The 18,578-nt window shown below is 39.9% G+C and carries 16 protein-coding genes; 6 read left to right on the forward strand and 10 right to left on the reverse strand.

Annotated elements, in window-relative coordinates; translation table 11 throughout:
- Window positions 1-85: 85 nt before the first annotated feature.
- Both glmS and GNP81_RS01570 read right to left on the reverse strand, forming a co-directional pair.
- Window positions 86-1,918, reverse strand: coding sequence for a glutamine--fructose-6-phosphate transaminase (isomerizing) (gene glmS, locus GNP81_RS01565; protein WP_155674233.1), 1,833 nt, complete (start codon window positions 1,916-1,918; stop codon window positions 86-88).
- A 92-nt stretch (window positions 1,919-2,010) separates the two neighbouring features.
- On the reverse strand, window positions 2,011-2,772 hold the full coding sequence (locus GNP81_RS01570; protein ID WP_012533066.1) for a DeoR/GlpR family DNA-binding transcription regulator: 762 nt from the start codon (window positions 2,770-2,772) through the stop codon (window positions 2,011-2,013).
- Between the two features lie 226 nt (window positions 2,773-2,998).
- Between GNP81_RS01570 and GNP81_RS01575 the strand changes: the two genes are divergently transcribed.
- The 4 genes from GNP81_RS01575 (at window position 2,999) to GNP81_RS01590 (ending at window position 6,541) form a co-directional block, all read left to right on the forward strand.
- Window positions 2,999-3,628, forward strand: a complete 630-nt coding sequence (locus GNP81_RS01575) for a response regulator transcription factor (protein ID WP_011262765.1) — start codon at window positions 2,999-3,001, stop codon at window positions 3,626-3,628.
- A 124-nt stretch (window positions 3,629-3,752) separates the two neighbouring features.
- On the forward strand, window positions 3,753-4,376 hold the full coding sequence (locus GNP81_RS01580) for a MarC family protein (protein ID WP_063653268.1): 624 nt from the start codon (window positions 3,753-3,755) through the stop codon (window positions 4,374-4,376).
- Between the two features lie 183 nt (window positions 4,377-4,559).
- Window positions 4,560-4,826, forward strand: a complete 267-nt coding sequence (locus GNP81_RS01585; RefSeq protein ID WP_011262767.1) for a DUF4212 domain-containing protein — start codon at window positions 4,560-4,562, stop codon at window positions 4,824-4,826.
- Between the two features lie 11 nt (window positions 4,827-4,837).
- A complete protein-coding gene (locus tag GNP81_RS01590) occupies window positions 4,838-6,541 on the forward strand; it encodes a sodium:solute symporter family protein (protein ID WP_155674232.1) in 1,704 nt (567 codons plus the stop codon).
- Window positions 6,542-6,662: 121 nt separating this feature from the next.
- Here the strand turns inward: GNP81_RS01590 and GNP81_RS01595 are convergent, their stop codons facing one another.
- The 7 genes from GNP81_RS01595 to GNP81_RS01625 form a co-directional block, all read right to left on the reverse strand.
- Window positions 6,663-7,085 carry a hypothetical protein gene (locus GNP81_RS01595; RefSeq protein ID WP_155670904.1) on the reverse strand — a complete coding sequence of 141 codons (423 nt, stop codon included), beginning with the start codon at window positions 7,083-7,085 and terminating at the stop codon, window positions 6,663-6,665.
- 174 nt (window positions 7,086-7,259) lie between these two features.
- Complete coding sequence (locus GNP81_RS01600; RefSeq protein WP_155674231.1) at window positions 7,260-8,141, reverse strand: L-ribulose-5-phosphate 3-epimerase; 882 nt, start codon at window positions 8,139-8,141, stop codon at window positions 7,260-7,262.
- Window positions 8,142-8,149: 8 nt separating this feature from the next.
- Window positions 8,150-8,797, reverse strand: coding sequence for a 3-keto-L-gulonate-6-phosphate decarboxylase UlaD (locus GNP81_RS01605; protein ID WP_155674230.1), 648 nt, complete (start codon window positions 8,795-8,797; stop codon window positions 8,150-8,152).
- Window positions 8,798-8,801: 4 nt separating this feature from the next.
- Window positions 8,802-9,623: a pyridoxal phosphatase gene (locus tag GNP81_RS01610; protein WP_155674229.1), complete on the reverse strand. Its 822-nt coding sequence runs from the start codon at window positions 9,621-9,623 to the stop codon at window positions 8,802-8,804.
- A 35-nt stretch (window positions 9,624-9,658) separates the two neighbouring features.
- A complete protein-coding gene (locus GNP81_RS01615; RefSeq protein WP_155674228.1) occupies window positions 9,659-10,363 on the reverse strand; it encodes an L-ribulose-5-phosphate 4-epimerase in 705 nt (234 codons plus the stop codon).
- 9 nt (window positions 10,364-10,372) lie between these two features.
- The gene (locus GNP81_RS01620) at window positions 10,373-10,840 is read right to left on the reverse strand and encodes a PTS sugar transporter subunit IIA (RefSeq protein ID WP_155670896.1); all 468 of its coding nucleotides are present in this window, start codon (window positions 10,838-10,840) and stop codon (window positions 10,373-10,375) included.
- Window positions 10,841-10,904: 64 nt separating this feature from the next.
- Window positions 10,905-12,689: a PTS ascorbate-specific subunit IIBC gene (locus GNP81_RS01625; protein ID WP_155674227.1), complete on the reverse strand. Its 1,785-nt coding sequence runs from the start codon at window positions 12,687-12,689 to the stop codon at window positions 10,905-10,907.
- Window positions 12,690-13,031: 342 nt separating this feature from the next.
- Between GNP81_RS01625 and ulaR the strand changes: the two genes are divergently transcribed.
- Entirely contained in the window at window positions 13,032-13,787 is a 756-nt protein-coding gene (gene ulaR / locus GNP81_RS01630; protein WP_155670892.1) for an HTH-type transcriptional regulator UlaR, read from the forward strand.
- A gap of 141 nt (window positions 13,788-13,928) precedes the next feature.
- The gene (gene ulaG, locus GNP81_RS01635; protein WP_155674226.1) at window positions 13,929-14,996 is read left to right on the forward strand and encodes an L-ascorbate 6-phosphate lactonase; all 1,068 of its coding nucleotides are present in this window, start codon (window positions 13,929-13,931) and stop codon (window positions 14,994-14,996) included.
- Between the two features lie 61 nt (window positions 14,997-15,057).
- On the opposite strand, the gene GNP81_RS01640 is transcribed toward ulaG, so the two are convergent.
- Window positions 15,058-18,498 carry a hybrid sensor histidine kinase/response regulator gene (locus tag GNP81_RS01640; protein WP_155674225.1) on the reverse strand — a complete coding sequence of 1,147 codons (3,441 nt, stop codon included), beginning with the start codon at window positions 18,496-18,498 and terminating at the stop codon, window positions 15,058-15,060.
- Window positions 18,499-18,578: the final 80 nt, after the last annotated feature.

The following is an 18,578-nucleotide window of genomic DNA, read 5'->3' on the forward strand; positions in this document are numbered from 1 at the left end:
TTAATGTCATGGTTTTAAAGAGATAAATAAAAACGGCAGCCTATTCGAGACTGCCGTTTTTGTTCCACTATAGAACAACTAAAACTTACTCCACCGTTACCGCTTTCGCTAAGTTACGAGGCTGATCGACATCCGTCCCTTTAATTAAGGCAACATGGTACGAAAGTAACTGCATCGGAATGGTGTAGTAAATTGGCGCAGTAATATCACTCACATGAGGCATGGTAATGATCTTCATGCTTTCATCCGCTTCAAAGCCTGCTTGCTCATCAGCAAATACATACAATAAGCCACCACGAGCACGCACTTCCTCTACGTTTGATTTTAGCTTCTCTAGTAAATCATTAGTCGGTGCAACCACCACAACTGGCATCTCTGCATCAATAAGCGCTAATGGACCATGCTTTAACTCACCTGCTGCATATGCTTCAGCATGAATATAAGAAATTTCTTTCAACTTCAAAGACGCTTCAACAGCAATTGGATAAAACTCCCCACGACCTAAAAATAATGTGTGATGTTTATCTGCAAAATCAGGGGCTAACGCTTCAATCTCTTTATCAAATGATAATGCTTGTTCAATTTGAGCAGGTAACGCATGCAGCGCTTCAACAATCTCTTTTTCTTTCTCTTTTGAGATACGGTTTTGTTGTTTACCAAGCGCTGTTACTAGCATAAGTAATGCAGCCAGCTGAGTAGTAAATGCTTTGGTTGACGCGACACCAATTTCAGTTCCCGCACGTGTCATGAAAGCAAAATCAGATTCACGAACCAATGAAGAACCCGCTACGTTACATACCGTCATTGCGCCCATGTAGCCACGTTCTTTAGCTAAGCGAAGAGCTGCTAACGTATCAGCCGTTTCACCTGATTGAGATAAAGTAATTAATAAACTATTTGGACGAGTTACAAACTTGCGGTAACGGAACTCAGAAGCAATTTCCACATCGCAACTCACCCCTGCTAATGACTCAAACCAATAGCGTGCTGTCATCCCTGCATTGTAAGAGGTACCACAAGCAATGATTTGTACATGTTCAACTTTATTTAAAATCTCAACCGCATTCACACCAATACTTTCTGTTACAACAGAATCATTAGTGATGCGCCCTTCCATAGTATTAATTAACGCTTTTGGCTGCTCAAACACTTCTTTTTGCATGAAATGACGATATTGACCCTTATCACCCGCATCATGCTCTGCATTTGATTCCGTAATAGCACGTTCAACCTGCTCACCACGAGCGTCAAATACACGGATTTCACGACGAGTAATCTCTGCAACATCCCCTTCTTCAAGATACATAAAGCGACGAGTTACATTCAATAATGCCAGTTGATCTGAAGCTAGAAAGTTTTCACCAACACCACAACCAATGACGATTGGACTACCAGAACGAGCAACAACTAAGCGTTCTGGATCACGTCGATCCATGACCACTGTGCCATAAGCACCTTCTAGCTGAGTTGCTGTTTTCTGAACCGCTTCAAGCAATGAACCAGACGAACGCAACTCCCATTCAACCAAATGAGCAATCACTTCGGTATCGGTTTGAGATTCAAAAATATAGCCGCGCTCTTGTAGTAAAGCACGCAATGACTCGTGATTCTCAATAATACCGTTGTGAACCAGAGTAATGTCTCCTGATACGTGTGGGTGTGCATTCACTTCTGATGGTTCACCATGTGTAGCCCAACGTGTATGAGCGATACCTGTACCACCAACTACATGCGCTTCCTCAACCGCATCAGCAAGCTCTTTTACCTTACCTAAACGACGAATACGCGTGTAATTATGCTCAGCATCAACAACGGCAACTCCAGCAGAGTCATAACCGCGATACTCTAAACGACGTAAGCCTTCAACTAAGATCTCAGCAACATCTCTTTGTGCTACAGCACCAACAATCCCACACATGGCGACACTCCATTATTCTAATATATAAATTTTTTACTTTTTAACCGTAACTCGACAGCAATAAAAACAACGGTTAAAACGAAACGTAATAATTAAGCTCTAATCACTTTTACGTTGTGTGACTCAATTTTTTGTTGCTGCTCTGGGCTTAAATCATTATTGGTGATCAGCACATCAATGCTTTCCCATGGCAACTCTACATTTGGGATTTTTCGACCAATTTTTTCTGATTCGACCATCAAAATGACCTCACGAGCGACTTCTGACATCACTCGGCTTAAACCAACAAGCTCATTGAACGTTGTGGTTCCTCGCTCTAAATCGATTCCATCCGCACCAATAAACAACTGATCAAAATCATAGGATCGTAATACCGATTCAGCCACTTTTCCCTGAAACGAATCAGAGTGACTATCCCATGTTCCCCCAGTCATTAATAAGGTTGGTTCGTTTTCAATCTCTTGTAATGCATTCGCAACAGGCAATGAGTTTGTCATCACAACTAACCCATTTCGTTTCGATAACTGATTAATTAATGCTGCGGTTGTACTACCACTATCAATAATGATCCGATTATGATCTTTAATCAGTTCCACTGCTGCCATTGCTATAGATAACTTTCGATTCGAAACTTCTTCACAATTATCTTCTTGAATGATGTTTGATGGCATTAAAACAGCACCACCATACTTACGCATCAGTAACCCATTCTTCTCTAACTCAGTTAAGTCTTTTCTAATGGTAACTTCAGATATATCAAATAGGTCTGATAAATGCTCTACGCTCACTTCACCTTGTTCTGTTAATAAAGAAAGGATCATATGGCGACGTTGTTTTGTATTTCTTTTTGACATAAAAAACTCAATAAGTTTCGATTTGAAAGAAGTTTAGTTTCGTTTTATTTGATTGTCTAGCCCTTCAAATTAATTCGTTTTAAATATTAAGATCCTAATAAAAAAGCGATTCAATGCTCTAGAGATCATGAGTTAGAGAGGCAGCGCAGATTTTGGCGACTAAAAATTGCTCAAAACACAAGAGGATGTTAATTTTATTTTATAACTTATAAGGAATCTTGTAGCTATGGACGACAACTACACCATTATCATCGCAGACGATCACCCCTTATTTCGCAATGCACTTTTTCAATCTATCCACATGGCAATCAGTGGTGCAAACCTGCTAGAAGCTGATTCATTAGAGGCGTTATTAAAAGTATTAGAGAAAGAACCAGAACCCGATTTACTGCTATTAGACTTAAAAATGCCCGGCAGTAACGGCATGTCAGGCTTAATCCAATTACGTTCTCAATATCCTGATTTACCGATTGTGGTTGTGTCTGCTAGTGAAGAAGCAAGCATCGTATCTCAAGTTAAAACCCATGGTGCATTCGGCTTTATTCCTAAATCCAGTGACATGAAGTCGCTTATCGGAGCACTTAACCAAATTTTAGCGGGGGATTCCTATTTTCCTGCTGGTGCAATAAAGAATTCAGCAGCTTGCGATGATTTAGCGACAAAAATAGCTGCGCTAACACCTCAGCAGTATAAAGTTCTTGGAATGCTGTCAGATGGATTGCTCAATAAACAAATTGCGTATGATTTAGACGTCTCAGAAGCCACAATAAAAGCACACATGACGGCTATATTTAGAAAATTAGGAGTGAAGAATCGCACTCAAGCCGTCATTCTTTTACAACAAACGGAAAGTTAACCAAGATATAACACTCTAGACGCTAAAATAAATTAAACTCTGCTTTACGCTATACCAATCAATATGACTTCACATCATTGATTGGTATTCCATCCCTCTGTGTAACCTAACCTCTGGGAGAATCATGATAAGTATCCTCGTAACTCAATTTGTTGTTCTTTGGGCCGTAATTGACCCTATTGGCTCAGTTCCTGTCTATCTTTCACAAACTCAACATCTTTCAGCTAAGCAACGTAAACTGGTTGCCCTAAAAGCCGTTGCTATCGCCACTTTAGTTTTGCTCTTTTTTCTTATTGTTGGTCAATTATTATTAGAAGCAATGCAAATCCCTTTACCGGCTTTTCAAGTTGCAGGTGGTTTAGTGCTATTAATTTTTGCTCTCACAATGATCTTTGGTGAAAGTAAACCAGAGCAAGAACAAAAAATGAGTGAGGAAATGAGTCATTCTGATCTTGCTGATCTTGCCGTATACCCTCTAGCTATCCCATCTATCGCTTCACCGGGAGCTATGATGGCTATCGTCATGCTGACCGATAATTCTCGTTACTCCATACTTGATCAATCAATCACAGCGGGTGTCATGCTCGTTGTTCTATTGATAACGTTAGGTTTATTGCTTGGAGCAACCTTTATTCAAAAAGTCATTGGTAATGTTGGGGCCGCTATTATTAGTCGAGTCATGGGATTAATTTTGGCTGCTGTTGCTGTAAATAACTTACTCATGGGAATTAAAGATTTCTATTTTTAATCGTTAGACCTTGGTATTAATTAACACTGTATTAACATTAAAAATTCAATAACCACTTCACATAAAACGCTCATATTTTGGGCGTTTTTCTTTATCCGCTCGACTAAAGTTGCACTGTTTTCCTTTTCTTCCGCTGCTAACCTCCTTCTTGTTACAAACTTTTAACATAAAAAGGAGCTGGCTATGGCGTTTGAAACACAAGAACAAGCACAAGCCTACTGGAAAGAAAATTTGGGGATCATGGGCAGCTTGCTTGCGATTTGGTTCTTAGTCTCGTACGGCGCAGGAATATTATTTGTTGATGCACTTAATACCGTTCAATTTGGTGGATTCAAATTGGGATTCTGGTTTGCTCAACAAGGTTCAATTTATACCTTTGTGGCACTGATCTTTATCTACGTGGCACGCATGAATGCGCTAGATAAAAAATACAACGTACAGGAAGACTAAGAGGAATTATCATGGGTATCCAAACTTGGACGTTTATACTAGTCGGTATTACCTTTGCACTCTATATAGGGATAGCGATTTGGGCTCGCGCCGGATCAACCAGTGAGTTTTATGTTGCTGGTGGCGGGGTTCATCCTGTTGCTAATGGCATGGCTACGGCAGCCGATTGGATGTCGGCAGCTTCATTTATTTCAATGGCAGGTATCATTTCCTTTGTTGGTTATGATGGTGCTGTATATCTTATGGGTTGGACTGGCGGCTATGTACTGCTCGCTCTCTGTCTTGCTCCTTATCTACGAAAATTTGGCAAGTTTACCGTGCCAGATTTTATCGGCGAACGTTACTACTCCAAAACCGCTCGTATGGTTGCAGTATTCTGTGCCATCTTTGTTTCTTTCACTTACGTGGCAGGGCAAATGCGTGGTGTAGGTGTGGTATTCTCTCGATTCCTAGAAGTAGATATAAACATCGGTATTATTATCGGTATGGGTATCGTATTTTTCTATGCGGTACTGGGTGGTATGAAAGGCATCACTTATACGCAGGTAGCTCAATTCTGTGTCCTCATTTTCGCCTTCCTTGTACCAGCAGTATTCACTTCTATCATGATGACAGGTAACGTATTCCCACAAATTGGGATGGGTTCAACGGTTACTGGATCTGAAGTCTACTTATTAGATAAGTTGGATGGATTAACGACTGAACTCGGGTTTACCCCATATACTGACGGCTCTAAGAGCATGGTTGATGTCTTCTTTATCTGTGCAGCGCTAATGGTAGGTACGGCTGGACTTCCTCATGTAATTATCCGCTTCTTCACGGTACCTCGTGTTAAAGATGCACGTATATCTGCGGGCTGGGCGTTACTGTTTATCTCATTCTTATATACCACAGCACCTGCGGTAGCCGCGTTTGCTCGTGTAAATATGATTGAAACCATTAATGGTCCAGATAGCCAAGGGGTTGCTGCGGCTGATGCACCAAGCTGGTATAAAAACTGGGAAGACACAGGTCTTGTTGGTTGGGATGATAAAAATGGCGATGGCAAAATGTTTTACTCTGGTGATGAACGTAATGAAATGGACATCAACCGAGATATCATCGTATTGGCGTCACCTGAACTAGCAAGTTTACCAAACTGGGTTGTGGCACTATTAGCCGCTGGTGGCTTAGCTGCTGCATTATCAACGGCTGCCGGTCTACTACTGGTAATCTCGACGTCTATTTCCCATGATTTATTGAAGAAAGGCTTTAAACCCGATATGACTGATAAGCAAGAATTGCTTGCCGCCAGATTGGCTGCCGTCATTGCTATTGTGGGTGCTGGTTATTTAGGGATTAACCCACCAGGATTTGTAGCACAAGTAGTTGCTTTCTCCTTTGGGTTGGCCGCAGCGTCCTTCTTCCCTGCGATTATCTTAGGTATTTTCTATAAGAAGATGAATAAGGAAGGGGCAATTGCCGGTATGGTTTCTGGTGTTACCTTCACTACCGCTTACATCGTTTACTTTAAGTTTATTAACCCAGCCGCAAGCACACCTGACAATTGGTGGTTTGGTATCAGCCCTGAGGGGATTGGTACGCTAGGTATGTGTGTGAACTTCATTGTTTCAATTGCAGTAAACAAAGTAACAGCAGAAGTGCCTAAAGACGTACAAGACCTTGTGGAATCGATTCGTTTCCCTAAAGGTGCAGGCGAAGCACACGATCATTAATCGTATATAAATAAATTGCGTCAAATATTGGCTAAGCAAAGGGAGTTAGTGAATGCTAACTCCCTTTTTTTATGCTTAATCATGGATTATCAACGTGAGCATTAAAGCTATAATATGAGTTTTATTTAGTAATAATAAACTTATTGTACGTACAAATTGCATCGTTAATAAATTGAATACCAGCATGAATATTATTCGTTCGATTAGCTACAACCTGATATTCAATAGTGATGTCATCACTAACCATACTAATAAATAAAACCCCATCAACGACTTTCCAAGCTCCAGATAAAGATTTACCTCCAAATAGTTCTGTTTCAATCACAGTTCCATTGGAACTAAATAGCAATTCTGATGATGCGCCATCATTTGATACTTTCACCCATGTTTGCTGGTGCAGCTCATAACTTAAAATTTTTCGACGTTGTTTTTTCCACTCATTAAATTCTGACTCTTGAGTGGCAGATAATGTTGTAAGTTCTTTGGTATCAATCAGAGACTGGTCTTTTTCATACCAAAAAAGCTGTAAATTTAGTGGTTTCATCGACTTTTACTGCTCTTTAAGTGATTTAATTTTCACCACTTTGCGCCAACAGTACTATGAAGTCAAATTAGATAGAAAGGAAGAGAGATAAAATGTGGAGTGTGCAGTACATATGGGGGGGGTACAGTACTGCACAACAGCAAAACGCATTTATTTAATAACGATTAAACGATGTTAATCAGAGAATATCCTTAGTAACCCAACGTCATCACAGGTTTTGTTTAACCTCTCCTTTGCAAGAATAATATTCTCTTTCCAATTAGCATCTTGCGCCCACATTTCAATAACAAGAGGAACCACACATTGTGTCTCTTTCAATGTATTTAAAATGGCTTTGAAATCGACTTCACCATCACCAATAACTAAATCTCGAAACTGCCCTTTATATTCAGCCGTTACACAATACGTATCTTTAAGGTGTATTTGAGTAATATGCGGCTTACTTAATTTAAGCTCAGTAACAATGTCATAATTCCATCCTGAAATATTCCCTACATCAGGATACGCCGTAAAATAAGGAGAGTTAACTTCACGGTTTAACACTTCAAACTTACTCAATGAATTAAGATAATCGGTATCCATTATCTCAACAGCCAACATCACCCCTGCTCTCTCAGCAAGTTGCGCTGAAAGCTTCATACCTTCAATAAAGCATTGATGTGTCTGTTTATCTGCTGGCTCATAATAAACATCATAACCAGCCAATTGAATTGTTCTAATACCCAATTTATAAGCAAGTGTGATCGCTTTTTCCATATGAATAACCGCTTGCTCACGAATTGCGGCATCAGCAGATCCAAAAGGAAATTTTCGATGAGCACTTAGACACATTGAGTGTAAAGGCACATCATATTTTTCACAAAGACGACGTAAACCATACACTTCTTCATCATTCCAATCTAAGCGACTGCGACGCTCATCAGATTCATCAACAGAAATCTCTAGAAAATCAAATCCTAGCTCTTTAGTTGTCTTTAGCTTTTCTTCCCAACTGAATTCATTTGGAAGCGCTTTTTCATAAAGACCTATACGATGGCGTTCTAAATTCTTATACATAACACCCTCTAATTCCAATAACGATTAATTTGTGCTTTTAATGCTTCCGCCGTTTCCTTCCCTTTTTTTCCAGCAAGAGCCCTACCCGCAATAAACGTTTTTGCTTTAATACCTTCGAACAAATACAGATTTTCAGGAACAATCCCACCAGTAATAGATAACTCAAGGCCTAACTCTGACAGCGCGCGCATTTTTACAAGGTCTTCTTCAGTCCAGCCTACACCAGCTAATTCTGCATCGCGAGAGCGGTGGTAAATGGCTTGTGATACGCCAAGATCAACCCAAGACTGCGCATCTTCCATTGTCCAATTGCCATAAATTTCAATTTGGATTTCACCATTAAATTCATCCGCAACTTTCTTACAAGCGCCAATAGTCGCAATATGCGCTGCTGCTGAAACAGTAATCCAATCAGCCCCAGCCTCAAATGCCATGCGGGCCAAAATTGCCCCACCATCCGTCGTTTTCATATCACAGACTAAAATGTGATTAGGATGATTTTTTCGTAATGTAGATACCGCTGACATGCCCTCAGCAAAAGCCAAAATAGTGCCGACTTCAATTACATCGACAAAGCTTTCAACATTAGCCGCCACGTCAATAGCAGCAGGTAAGTTTGTTTGATCTAGGGCGATTTGAATCATTGGTTTAGTCATGTTGTTATCCTTTAATTTGTTCACGTATCAAATGGGCTAAGCCATCATTATTGTTATTCGTTGAGCACACAGCTTGAGCGTGTGACTTTACAATGTCGTCAGCATTCAGCATTGCGACGCCTAATCCTGCATATTTGAGCATTGATATATCATTGTGATTATCACCAACCGCTATAACATCCGATGCTTGATAACCTAGTTCTGAAATATATTCTGAAAGACGAAGACCTTTACTGTTTCCTTTAGCTGCAAAGTCAATTCGATTTGACCAAGAACGCTCTCCATTAAAGTTCGATTCAACCCAAGGGTGTTGCAGTAAACTATCCACAGCACCTTGTTCTCCTTCCACAACAAACTTCCAAACATGCTCTGCCTGGTTCGCGGTTTCAATAAATGAATCGACTCGATATATTTGTGGTCTATGTTGCTTTGGCGCTGTTGCTGCCCACTCTTCCAATACCAACATGTAAGCAAATGGGTTGTAATTGGAGTACGTCATCGCATTAGTGATATACATCACCATCTTGAGTTGAAATTCTTCAGCCATATCAATGAAGGTCAATGCGTTTTGTTTTTCTATCGCATTTTGTTTAAGAACCGTTTCACTCTGGTAGTCATAAACATAAGTGCCATTACAGCAAATGATTGGAGTATCAAGACCTAATTCATAATAGTAAGGTCTCGCTGCCGTATGATGTCTCCCTGTAACGATGACAACATGACAATACTTTTTGACTTCTTGAATTGCCTTTTTTACTTCTGGATGAATCGTATGGTTATCAGTTAACACCGTTCCATCCAGATCCAATGCAAGCACTTTATACATAGAATGTTCTCTCATTATATGAATGACCTTTGTTATCAAATCTTATGCTGTCCGTAATAAGCGTTTTCTCCATGCTTACGTAGATAGTGCTTATCTGATAATTCTGGTTGGATTTTGATACCACTATTAAGAGAACGTGTAGCTAGAGCCATCGCTGACACTTCCTCTAATACAACGGCATTATGAACAGCATCGTTTGCATCCTTCCCCCAAGAAAATGGAGCATGTCCGGCAACGATAACACTAGGTACAGCCATAGGATCAATATCTCTATGAGCGAACTCTTCGATGATGACTAACCCTGTATTTTTCTCATATTCTTCAGCAATTTCGACATTTGATAATCGACGAGTGCATGGAATATCGCCATAAAAATAATCAGCATGTGTTGTACCTAGAGCTGGGATATCAATGCCAGCTTGTGCCCAAATAGTCGCGCTGCGTGAGTGAGTATGAACGACACCACCAGTACCAGGAAATGCTTTATAGATCTCAAGGTGAGTTGCAGTATCACTTGAAGGATTTAATGTCCCTTCCACAACAGTACCTTCAAGATCGACAATGACCATGTCGTCGATTGTCATATCACAGTACTCTACCCCTGACGGCTTAATGGCAATCACACCACGTTCGCGATCAATCTCAGAAACATTACCCCAAGTAAAAGTCACTAACCCATATTTAGGTAGTTGCAAATTAGCGTTTAGTACCCGCTGTTTTAATTCATGATATTGTGACATTGTGCCTCCTTATGCTGCTTCAGCTTCCGCCAACGCAGCATCAATTAAACAAGCTACATCATCAGCAGTTTTACATGCGCGAAGTTTCGAAAAATCCTCATCAAACTCAATTAAATTAGCAACCTGCATTGTGCCTTCTATATGTTCATCAGAGTCTTTACCCGCAAGAGTAATCAAAACATCCACAGGCTCATCGACACCTTCAAATATAATTGGGGTTTCTAATACCGTTAGTGCAAAACCCGTTTTAATAACACCATCTTCAGGACGGCAATGAGGCAATGCAAAAGCATCATGAATGCAAATATAAGGACCTTCCTCGCCAATCGCTTTAATGATTGCATCGTAATAACGCGCTTCAACGACACCTGCGCTTACAAGAGCATCCGTTCCTAACTTGATTGCTGATTTCCAATCCGTTGCTTTCGCATTTAGTTGGATAGAGTTATTTTGGATAAGAGATTCTTTTAAGTTCATTGTTTTGCTCACTTATTGAATTATTTTTATGGGCTCGGCAACAATGAGTTACCGAGCTTTTTTATTATTTATGGAAGTTATTTTCGATAATTGAAACTAGCTCATCACCAAAGGTTTTCACCATGATCATGTTCTTCACTGCTAATTGCTGCTTGCCTTCCGGGAGACCTGTAATTTTTGCAGCTAATGCAACAGAGGTAACAATGATGTCAAATGAACCTAAATGAGATTTGTAATCCGTGATTGCACTATTAAAAGTCAAGCTCGGAATGCCTTTTTTATCTAGATATTCTTTAATTTTCTTTGAACACATCATTGAAGAACCTTGACCAGAGCCACAACATACAAGCACTCGTACTGGTTTTTGATTTTCTAGATTAGTGGTTTTAGATGTTTCAGATTGAGGGGTAATTTCAACTTCAACCTCAATACCTTCAGGAGTTATCGCAGTCATAATTTCAGAACTTGCAGCATCTTCTTCTGCTCGTAGCTGTTTTGATGCAAAGTACATATACACACCAGCAAGCGCTAAAATAAAGAAGAAGAAAAGACTCGAGCTTGATATCCCTTGCATAATTGGAGGGAAGACTAGAGCCCAATCAGCCATGCCCATCCAACCATTAAATTCAGTCCCTGATTGAGCAAAAATATGAATAGCCCATGCTGAACCAACAACTTCAATAACACCCATCACAAAACAGATTTTCATGACTGCTTTCCAGCCACCAAAATGGTTTGCGAATACACCAATAGTTGCGTTCGAGAAAAACATTGGGATGAAGCCTGGAATGATCATGATTGGTGCATCAAATGCCAGCATTGCAAGCACTGCTGTAAATTGACCAACCGCTCCCCACATAAAACCAAATACCATTGCATTTGGTGAATATGCGTAAATTGCAGCACAATCAATAGCCAGAACTGCATTAGGAATTAAGCGTTGTGAAATACCATTAAACGCTTCAGATAATTCAGCAACGAACATACGAACGCCCGTTACGATAACTTGAATTGCTACAGCGAACTTAAGGCCAGTTTCAAAAATGTAGATAAGCCAGTGCGTTTTACCTGCCATATCTTGAAGATTATCTAAACCAAATGAGAGAAGAATAATGCCGAAGAATGCTGTCATAACTAGTGTAGTCGCAGCAATACTATCGTGGAAAATATGTAACCATTTAGGCAGGTTTATATGATCTACACTGTCATTTTTATCACCTAGCTTAGGCGCAACTTTGGTCGCAATCCATGAAGCAAATTGCTGTTGGTGACCTATCGAAAAACCAGCACCTCCGGTAACTTCTTGGGTCGGTTTGAACATGATGTTAGATGAAATACCCCAGTACAACGCCATCAATATTGCTGAATAAATAATGGTTTCCCACATACTTGCGCCAAGCACAAAGTAAAATACCGCAATAAGCCCCGCTTGCTGAAACATAATATGTCCAGTAAGCATAATGGTCCGAATACCCGTAATACGACGAAAAGCAACAAGAAGAATATTTAATCCAAGAGCTAGTAATACAGCATAACCAACCCACGAATAATTATCTCCCATGGTTTCCATTGTGGACATCATGGAGGTGTATGGGTCAATTACTGAACCTGTTAATCCATGAATTTCACTCATTTTCTCAATCACAGGTTTAAAACCTGCAACCAAAGTTCCCGCTCCGACTTGCACAATCATGAAACCAACAATGGTTTTGATTGAACCAGAGATAACCGTAGTGGCATCTCGCTTAAGAAGTATGTAACCCAGACAGGTGACTAAACCAAGCAGCAATGGTGCTTTAGTCATTACCTGACTGTAAAAAATATAGAAGATATCGTATAAGAACTCCATATCTTTACCCCTAATATAATTTTGTAGTTTTAATGGTTTGTAGGATTTAGTGATGTCTCATTTTGCTCACGAACTAGACTTTAACAATCAAAAGTAATCATTCAATGCTCATTTGTGATTATTTTGATTTATATCAATAATTATCCTTTGCAATCGTTCCAATTGAGCTATCGATCACACCAAAAAACAACAATTACCTTAAAATCAATAAGTTAAAAAACATTGTGATTTAGTTCTACTTTTTACCACCATATAATTTGACAATCAAATTTGTGATTATTAGAATCAAATTAAATCACAAGTAATCATAAAATTGTCATCAAGACAAACCGAGTGATAAATATGAATGAACTACAAAGACATAACGGCATCTTGTCGTTATTAGAAGAAAAACAGACGATTAACGTTTCGAACATTATTGAAAGCTTCAATGTTTCGCCAGCTACAGCAAGACGTGATATCGCTAAATTAGATGAGCTAGGTAAATTAAGAAAAGTTCGTAACGGTGCTGAACGTGTTGAAAACCAAAAAAGAAAATGGTCTCCATTAAACATAAACAGCACTGAATTTTATGAAGAGAAAGCGCGTATAGCACAAACCGCTGCCGATTTGTGTCAGCCAGGAGATAGCGTTGTTATTAACTGCGGCTCAACCGCATTTCTATTAGGGCAACAGCTTTGTGGCGATGATGTTCAAATTGTGACGAACTACTTCCCGTTAGCCAGCTATTTGATTAATGAAGATCACGATGATGTCATCATTATTGGAGGGCAATATAACAAGGCACAAAATATATTTTTAAATCCTGCTCCTAATTCTCTAGGTGGTTATGCCGGAAACTGGATGTTTACATCAGGAAAAGGACTTACCGATGCAGGGTTATACAAGGCCGATATGCTGACAGCTGTTGCAGAGCAACAAATGCTAGAGCAAATCGACAAACTTGTAGTTGTGGTTGATAGTTCAAAGATAGGTCAACGTACCGGCATGCTTTTTTGCCCAACAAAACAAATCGATATTGTTATAACAGGTAAAGATGCAAACCCTGAGGTGATCAAATTAATTAAAGCTCAAGGGACACAAGTTATCTTGGTATAACAATTAGTTCAAAATAACAAACGGGGTAATAAACCCTAAAAAAAATAATAATTATTTAGCTCAGTGTCTTAAATATCAATTAAGACGCTCGGCTCCCTACATCCTAAATAAATTTAAAAATAAGAAACAGAAGGTATTAACATGAGCAACGTAAATGAAATCACTCGCGAATCTTGGATCTTAAATACATTCCCTGAGTGGGGAACTTGGTTAAATGAAGAAATCGAACAAACAGTTATTCAACCAAATACATTTTCTATGTGGTGGCTTGGTTGTACTGGTATTTGGCTAAAATCCGAAGGTGGTGCAAATCTATCAATGGACTTCTGGTGCGGTACTGGTAAAAAAACTCAAGCTGTTCAGAAAATGAAAAATCAACACCAAATGATGCGTATGGGTGGTGTTGAAGCTCTTCAACCCAATCTACGTACGGCTATCTTTCCTCTAGACCCATTTGCAATTAAAGAAATAGATGCCGTAATGGCGTCTCATGATCATGGTGATCATATTGATATCAACGTTGCTGCAGCCGTTCTACAAAACTGTGGTGATCACGTTAAATTTATTGGTCCTAAAGCATGTGTTGAGTTATGGATGAAATGGGGTGTTCCAGAAGAACGCTGTGTTATCGCTAAAGTTGGTGATGAAATTAAGATCAAAGATGTAAATATTAAAGTATTAGACGCATTTGATCGTACAGCGTTAGTTACTCTTCCAGAAGGTACATCTTCGTTAGATAAAGAAATTCTAGATGGTATGGATGACCGCGCAGTTAATTACTTAGTGGAAACTACTGGTGGTTCTGTTTATCACTCGGGTGATTCACATTACTCAAACTACTACGCAAAACACGGTAACGATCATAAAATCGACATAGCGCTACTTTCTTATGGTGAAAACCCTCGTGGTGTAACGGACAAAATGACATCTTCTGATATTTTACGTGCTGCAGAATCACTTAATTGTGAAGTTGTCGTACCTTTCCATCACGATATTTGGGCTAACTTCCAAAATGATCCTCGTGAAATTGAAGTGTTATGGAACATGAAGAAAGAACGTCTTCAATACGGATTTGCTCCATTCTTCTGGCAAGTAGGCGGAAAGTATACTTACCCAACAGATAAAGGCCGTATACATTACCAACACTTCCGTGGATTTACTGATATCTTTAAAAATGATCCAGAATTACCTTATCGTGCATTCTTATAACACACATTAAAATAGACAAAAGGGAGCACAAATGCTCCCTTCTTTTTATTAAGAATACAGTTTAGGTGCTAACATGACGGTTCAATACTGATCTTAATTTCAATGGTTTTACTGGCTTTGAAATAAACCCAAATCCATTACTTTTAATGCTATCTAGCAGATCCTCGGTTTTATCTGCACTGATCATCACGCCTTCAAACTGATTACCTAAACGCAAACGGCATTGCTGCAATACTTCTAGTCCTGTTCTGTCGTTATCTAATCGATAATCAGAAAAAATCACATCTGGAATCCAATCATCTTCTAAACAATGCAAGCTACCAAACAGATCCGTTGCGGTTTTCACTTCACAACCCCAACGAGAAATCAGAGACTCCATACCAACAAGAATATCCGGCTCATTATCAACGCATAGAACTCGCACTCCACTTAACGGTAATTCAAGCTTTGGGGTTACCGTAGGCATTTTACTCTCAACCAGAACACCTCTCTCAAGTGTTACTGAAAATACCGATCCTCTATCGAGCCATGAGCGCAGTGAAATCGTATGTCCTAACACATGAGAAATGCCACGAGCAATCGCAAGCCCCAAACCTAACCCTTGATCTGCTCGACTTTGATCTACCCGAGTAAACTCATCAAAAATAGCTTGCTGTTTCTCTTCTGGAATACCGATACCATTATCCCAAACATCAATTCGAATTTGGTCTCCTACTCGTCTTGCTCCGAGCACCACTTTACCTTGAGGGTTATATCGAAACGCATTAGTTAAAAAGTTTTGTACAACTCGACGTAATAATTTTGAATCTGATTCCACCACCACATCAGAATGAATCACTGAAAACTCAATATTCTGTTGTTTGGCTAAAGCCCCAAATTCCGCTTCTAAATTAGAAAATAATGTTCCTAATGAAAAACCTTGAATGTGCGTTTCTAACTTACCCGCTTCCAATCGAGATATATCAAGTAAGTCCCCAATTAACTCCTCAGCTGCTCCTAATGCACTTTCTATGTGTCCTGATATTTTTTGTGTTTCTTGATCTTTTGCGACTTCATTTAATGAAGAAGCAAACAGACGAGCCGCATTCAATGGCTGCATTAAATCATGACTTACCGCAGCAAGCAGACGTGTTTTTGATTGAGAAGCCAACTCCGCACTTTGGGTTGCACCAACCAATCGCTGATTTAATTTTTCTAATTCTTTAGTTCGCTCATGCACTCGTGATTCAAGAGTCTCATTGGTTTCTTTTAACGCTTTTTCTGCCTGTCTAAAGACGGTGATATCGGTAAAACTCATTACAAATCCACCATTGGGCATCGGATTTCCCTGAACCTCGATAACTTGCCCATCAGCTCGAACACGAGAAGAAACATGACGAGTACGTCGCTCTAAATGCTCTACTCGACGCTTTACGTGCACTTCAGGATCACCCGGTCCACATAACCCTTGCTCTGCATTATGGCGGATCACATCAGCTATTGGTCTACCCACTTGAATTAACCCCGGAGGAAAAGTAAATAACTCTAAGTAACGCTGATTCCATGCAACTAATTTCATCTGCTTATCAACCACAGCAATACCTTGGCTAATATGCTCAATCGCCCCTTGCAACAACCCGCGACTAAAATCATACAATTCAGAAGCTTCATCAACGATGGTTGCCACCTCCTCCAACTGCATATTGCGACCCTGAAGCGCCGAAGTTAATACTAAACGAGAAGAAGAAGCACCAAATACACCAGCTAATACACGCTCGGTATGACGAATTAACGCCGAACTTGCTTGCTGTTGTGGTTGTAATGTTTCACCTTGCTGATTCGAGAATTGACGAAAGGCTTTTTGTGCACGTCTACGTCCAACAAACCGTGAAGCTAACATTTCTAATTCACCCACCGTCACGCGAGTTTGATACACACTCACATCTTCATTTTCAGGTAATGGAGCACCAACAAAAGAAGCCGCTTGTAAGCGCTCACTCAATGACGCTCTTGTCACTAAAGAAACCAAAATAAAGAGAATAGAGTTCAAACCAAGACTAAGCATCATCCCCCAATCCGATGTCATCACATTTAGAGATTGCAACCATTCTGGAGGGGTGATAACCCACAGCAAAAAGTTATTGTCAGCGCTGCCTGCAAGCATTTGAGTTTGGCTCATTAGCGTGATTAACCACACTAAGAAACCAATAATTAAACCAGCATATACGCCTTTTCTATTTCCTTGTCGCCAATACAAGCCACCGATTAATGCTGGGGCAAATTGCGCGATAGCAGCAAACGCCAATAACCCAATAACGGATAACGAATCGATAGAATCGAGTGCTTGATAAAACCCCCATGCCCCCAATAATAGAAGCAAAATGAGTGCTCGACGAATAGAAACAAGTAAATGAGAGAAATGACTAAAAGTACGTGATGTCGTTTTGACTTTGCGTAATAACAAAGGCAACACCAAATCATTAGATACCATAATAGCCAATGCGATGGTTGATACGATCACCATTCCACTGGCAGCGGAAGTCCCCCCAACAAAGGCGAGTAACGCCATATTCTCTGCACCAACAGAGAGCGGAACACTAATAACAAAACTATCACTAACACCACCAGAGAGCAGCGCCTGTCCAGCCCAAGAAATAGGTAAAACAAACAAACCAATTAAAACTAAATAACTTGGAAACACCCAACGAGCGGTTCTTAAATCCTGCGCTTGTTCATTCTCTACAACAGTGGTGTGAAACTGGCGCGGCAAGCAAACTATTGCCGCCATAGTTAAAATGGTATGAAATAAAAGAGTGATGACATTTGGAGACTGATACGTTTCTTTAGCAATAGAGAACAAATCCACCTTAGGCTCAGAGTAAGCCAAATACAAAATAAATACACCAACCATTAAAAAAGCAACGAGCTTAACGATCGATTCAAAGGCTACCGCCATCATCAAACCACGGTGATGCTCTGTAGTATCAATGTGTCGAGTTCCAAATAGAATTGTAAAAATCGCGAGCGCTGCACCAACAAACCAAGAGATATGCCCATCTTGATACCCAAAGTCTTGCGCTAAATTAGGTGCAACAAGATCGAGCCCCATGGTGATCCCTCGCAATTGCAAGGCGATATAAGGAAGAATGCCAATGACAGCAATTATCGTTATAACCCCAGCAAGACCTTGTGATTTTCCATAACGAGCAGCGATAAAATCCGCTATTGAAGTGATGTGTTCACGCTTGGCAATCAAAATAATACGAGCCAAAAAACGCCATGCAAAAACAAACACAAAAATAGGAGCAAGATAAATAGGAAGAAAAGACCACGGGTTATTAGTGGCTTGGCCTACGGTACCATAAAAGGTCCATGAGGTGCAGTAAACGGCAATTGAAAGGCTATAAATCCATGGGCGATATTGAGCTAACCACCCTTTCTGACGATCGCCATACCAAGCAATTAAAAATAATAATCCTAAATACGCCAGCGAAACTGGCACCACAATCCATCCTTGTGTCATCACTCATCCTTGGTGAGACCATTCTAACGATATAAAAAACGCCAGAAGGTGCATTTATTCTGTAGCATCATTCTAGCGTT

The sequence above is a fragment of the Aliivibrio fischeri genome (assembly GCF_009727955.1).
Classification (GTDB): domain Bacteria; phylum Pseudomonadota; class Gammaproteobacteria; order Enterobacterales; family Vibrionaceae; genus Aliivibrio; species Aliivibrio fischeri_A.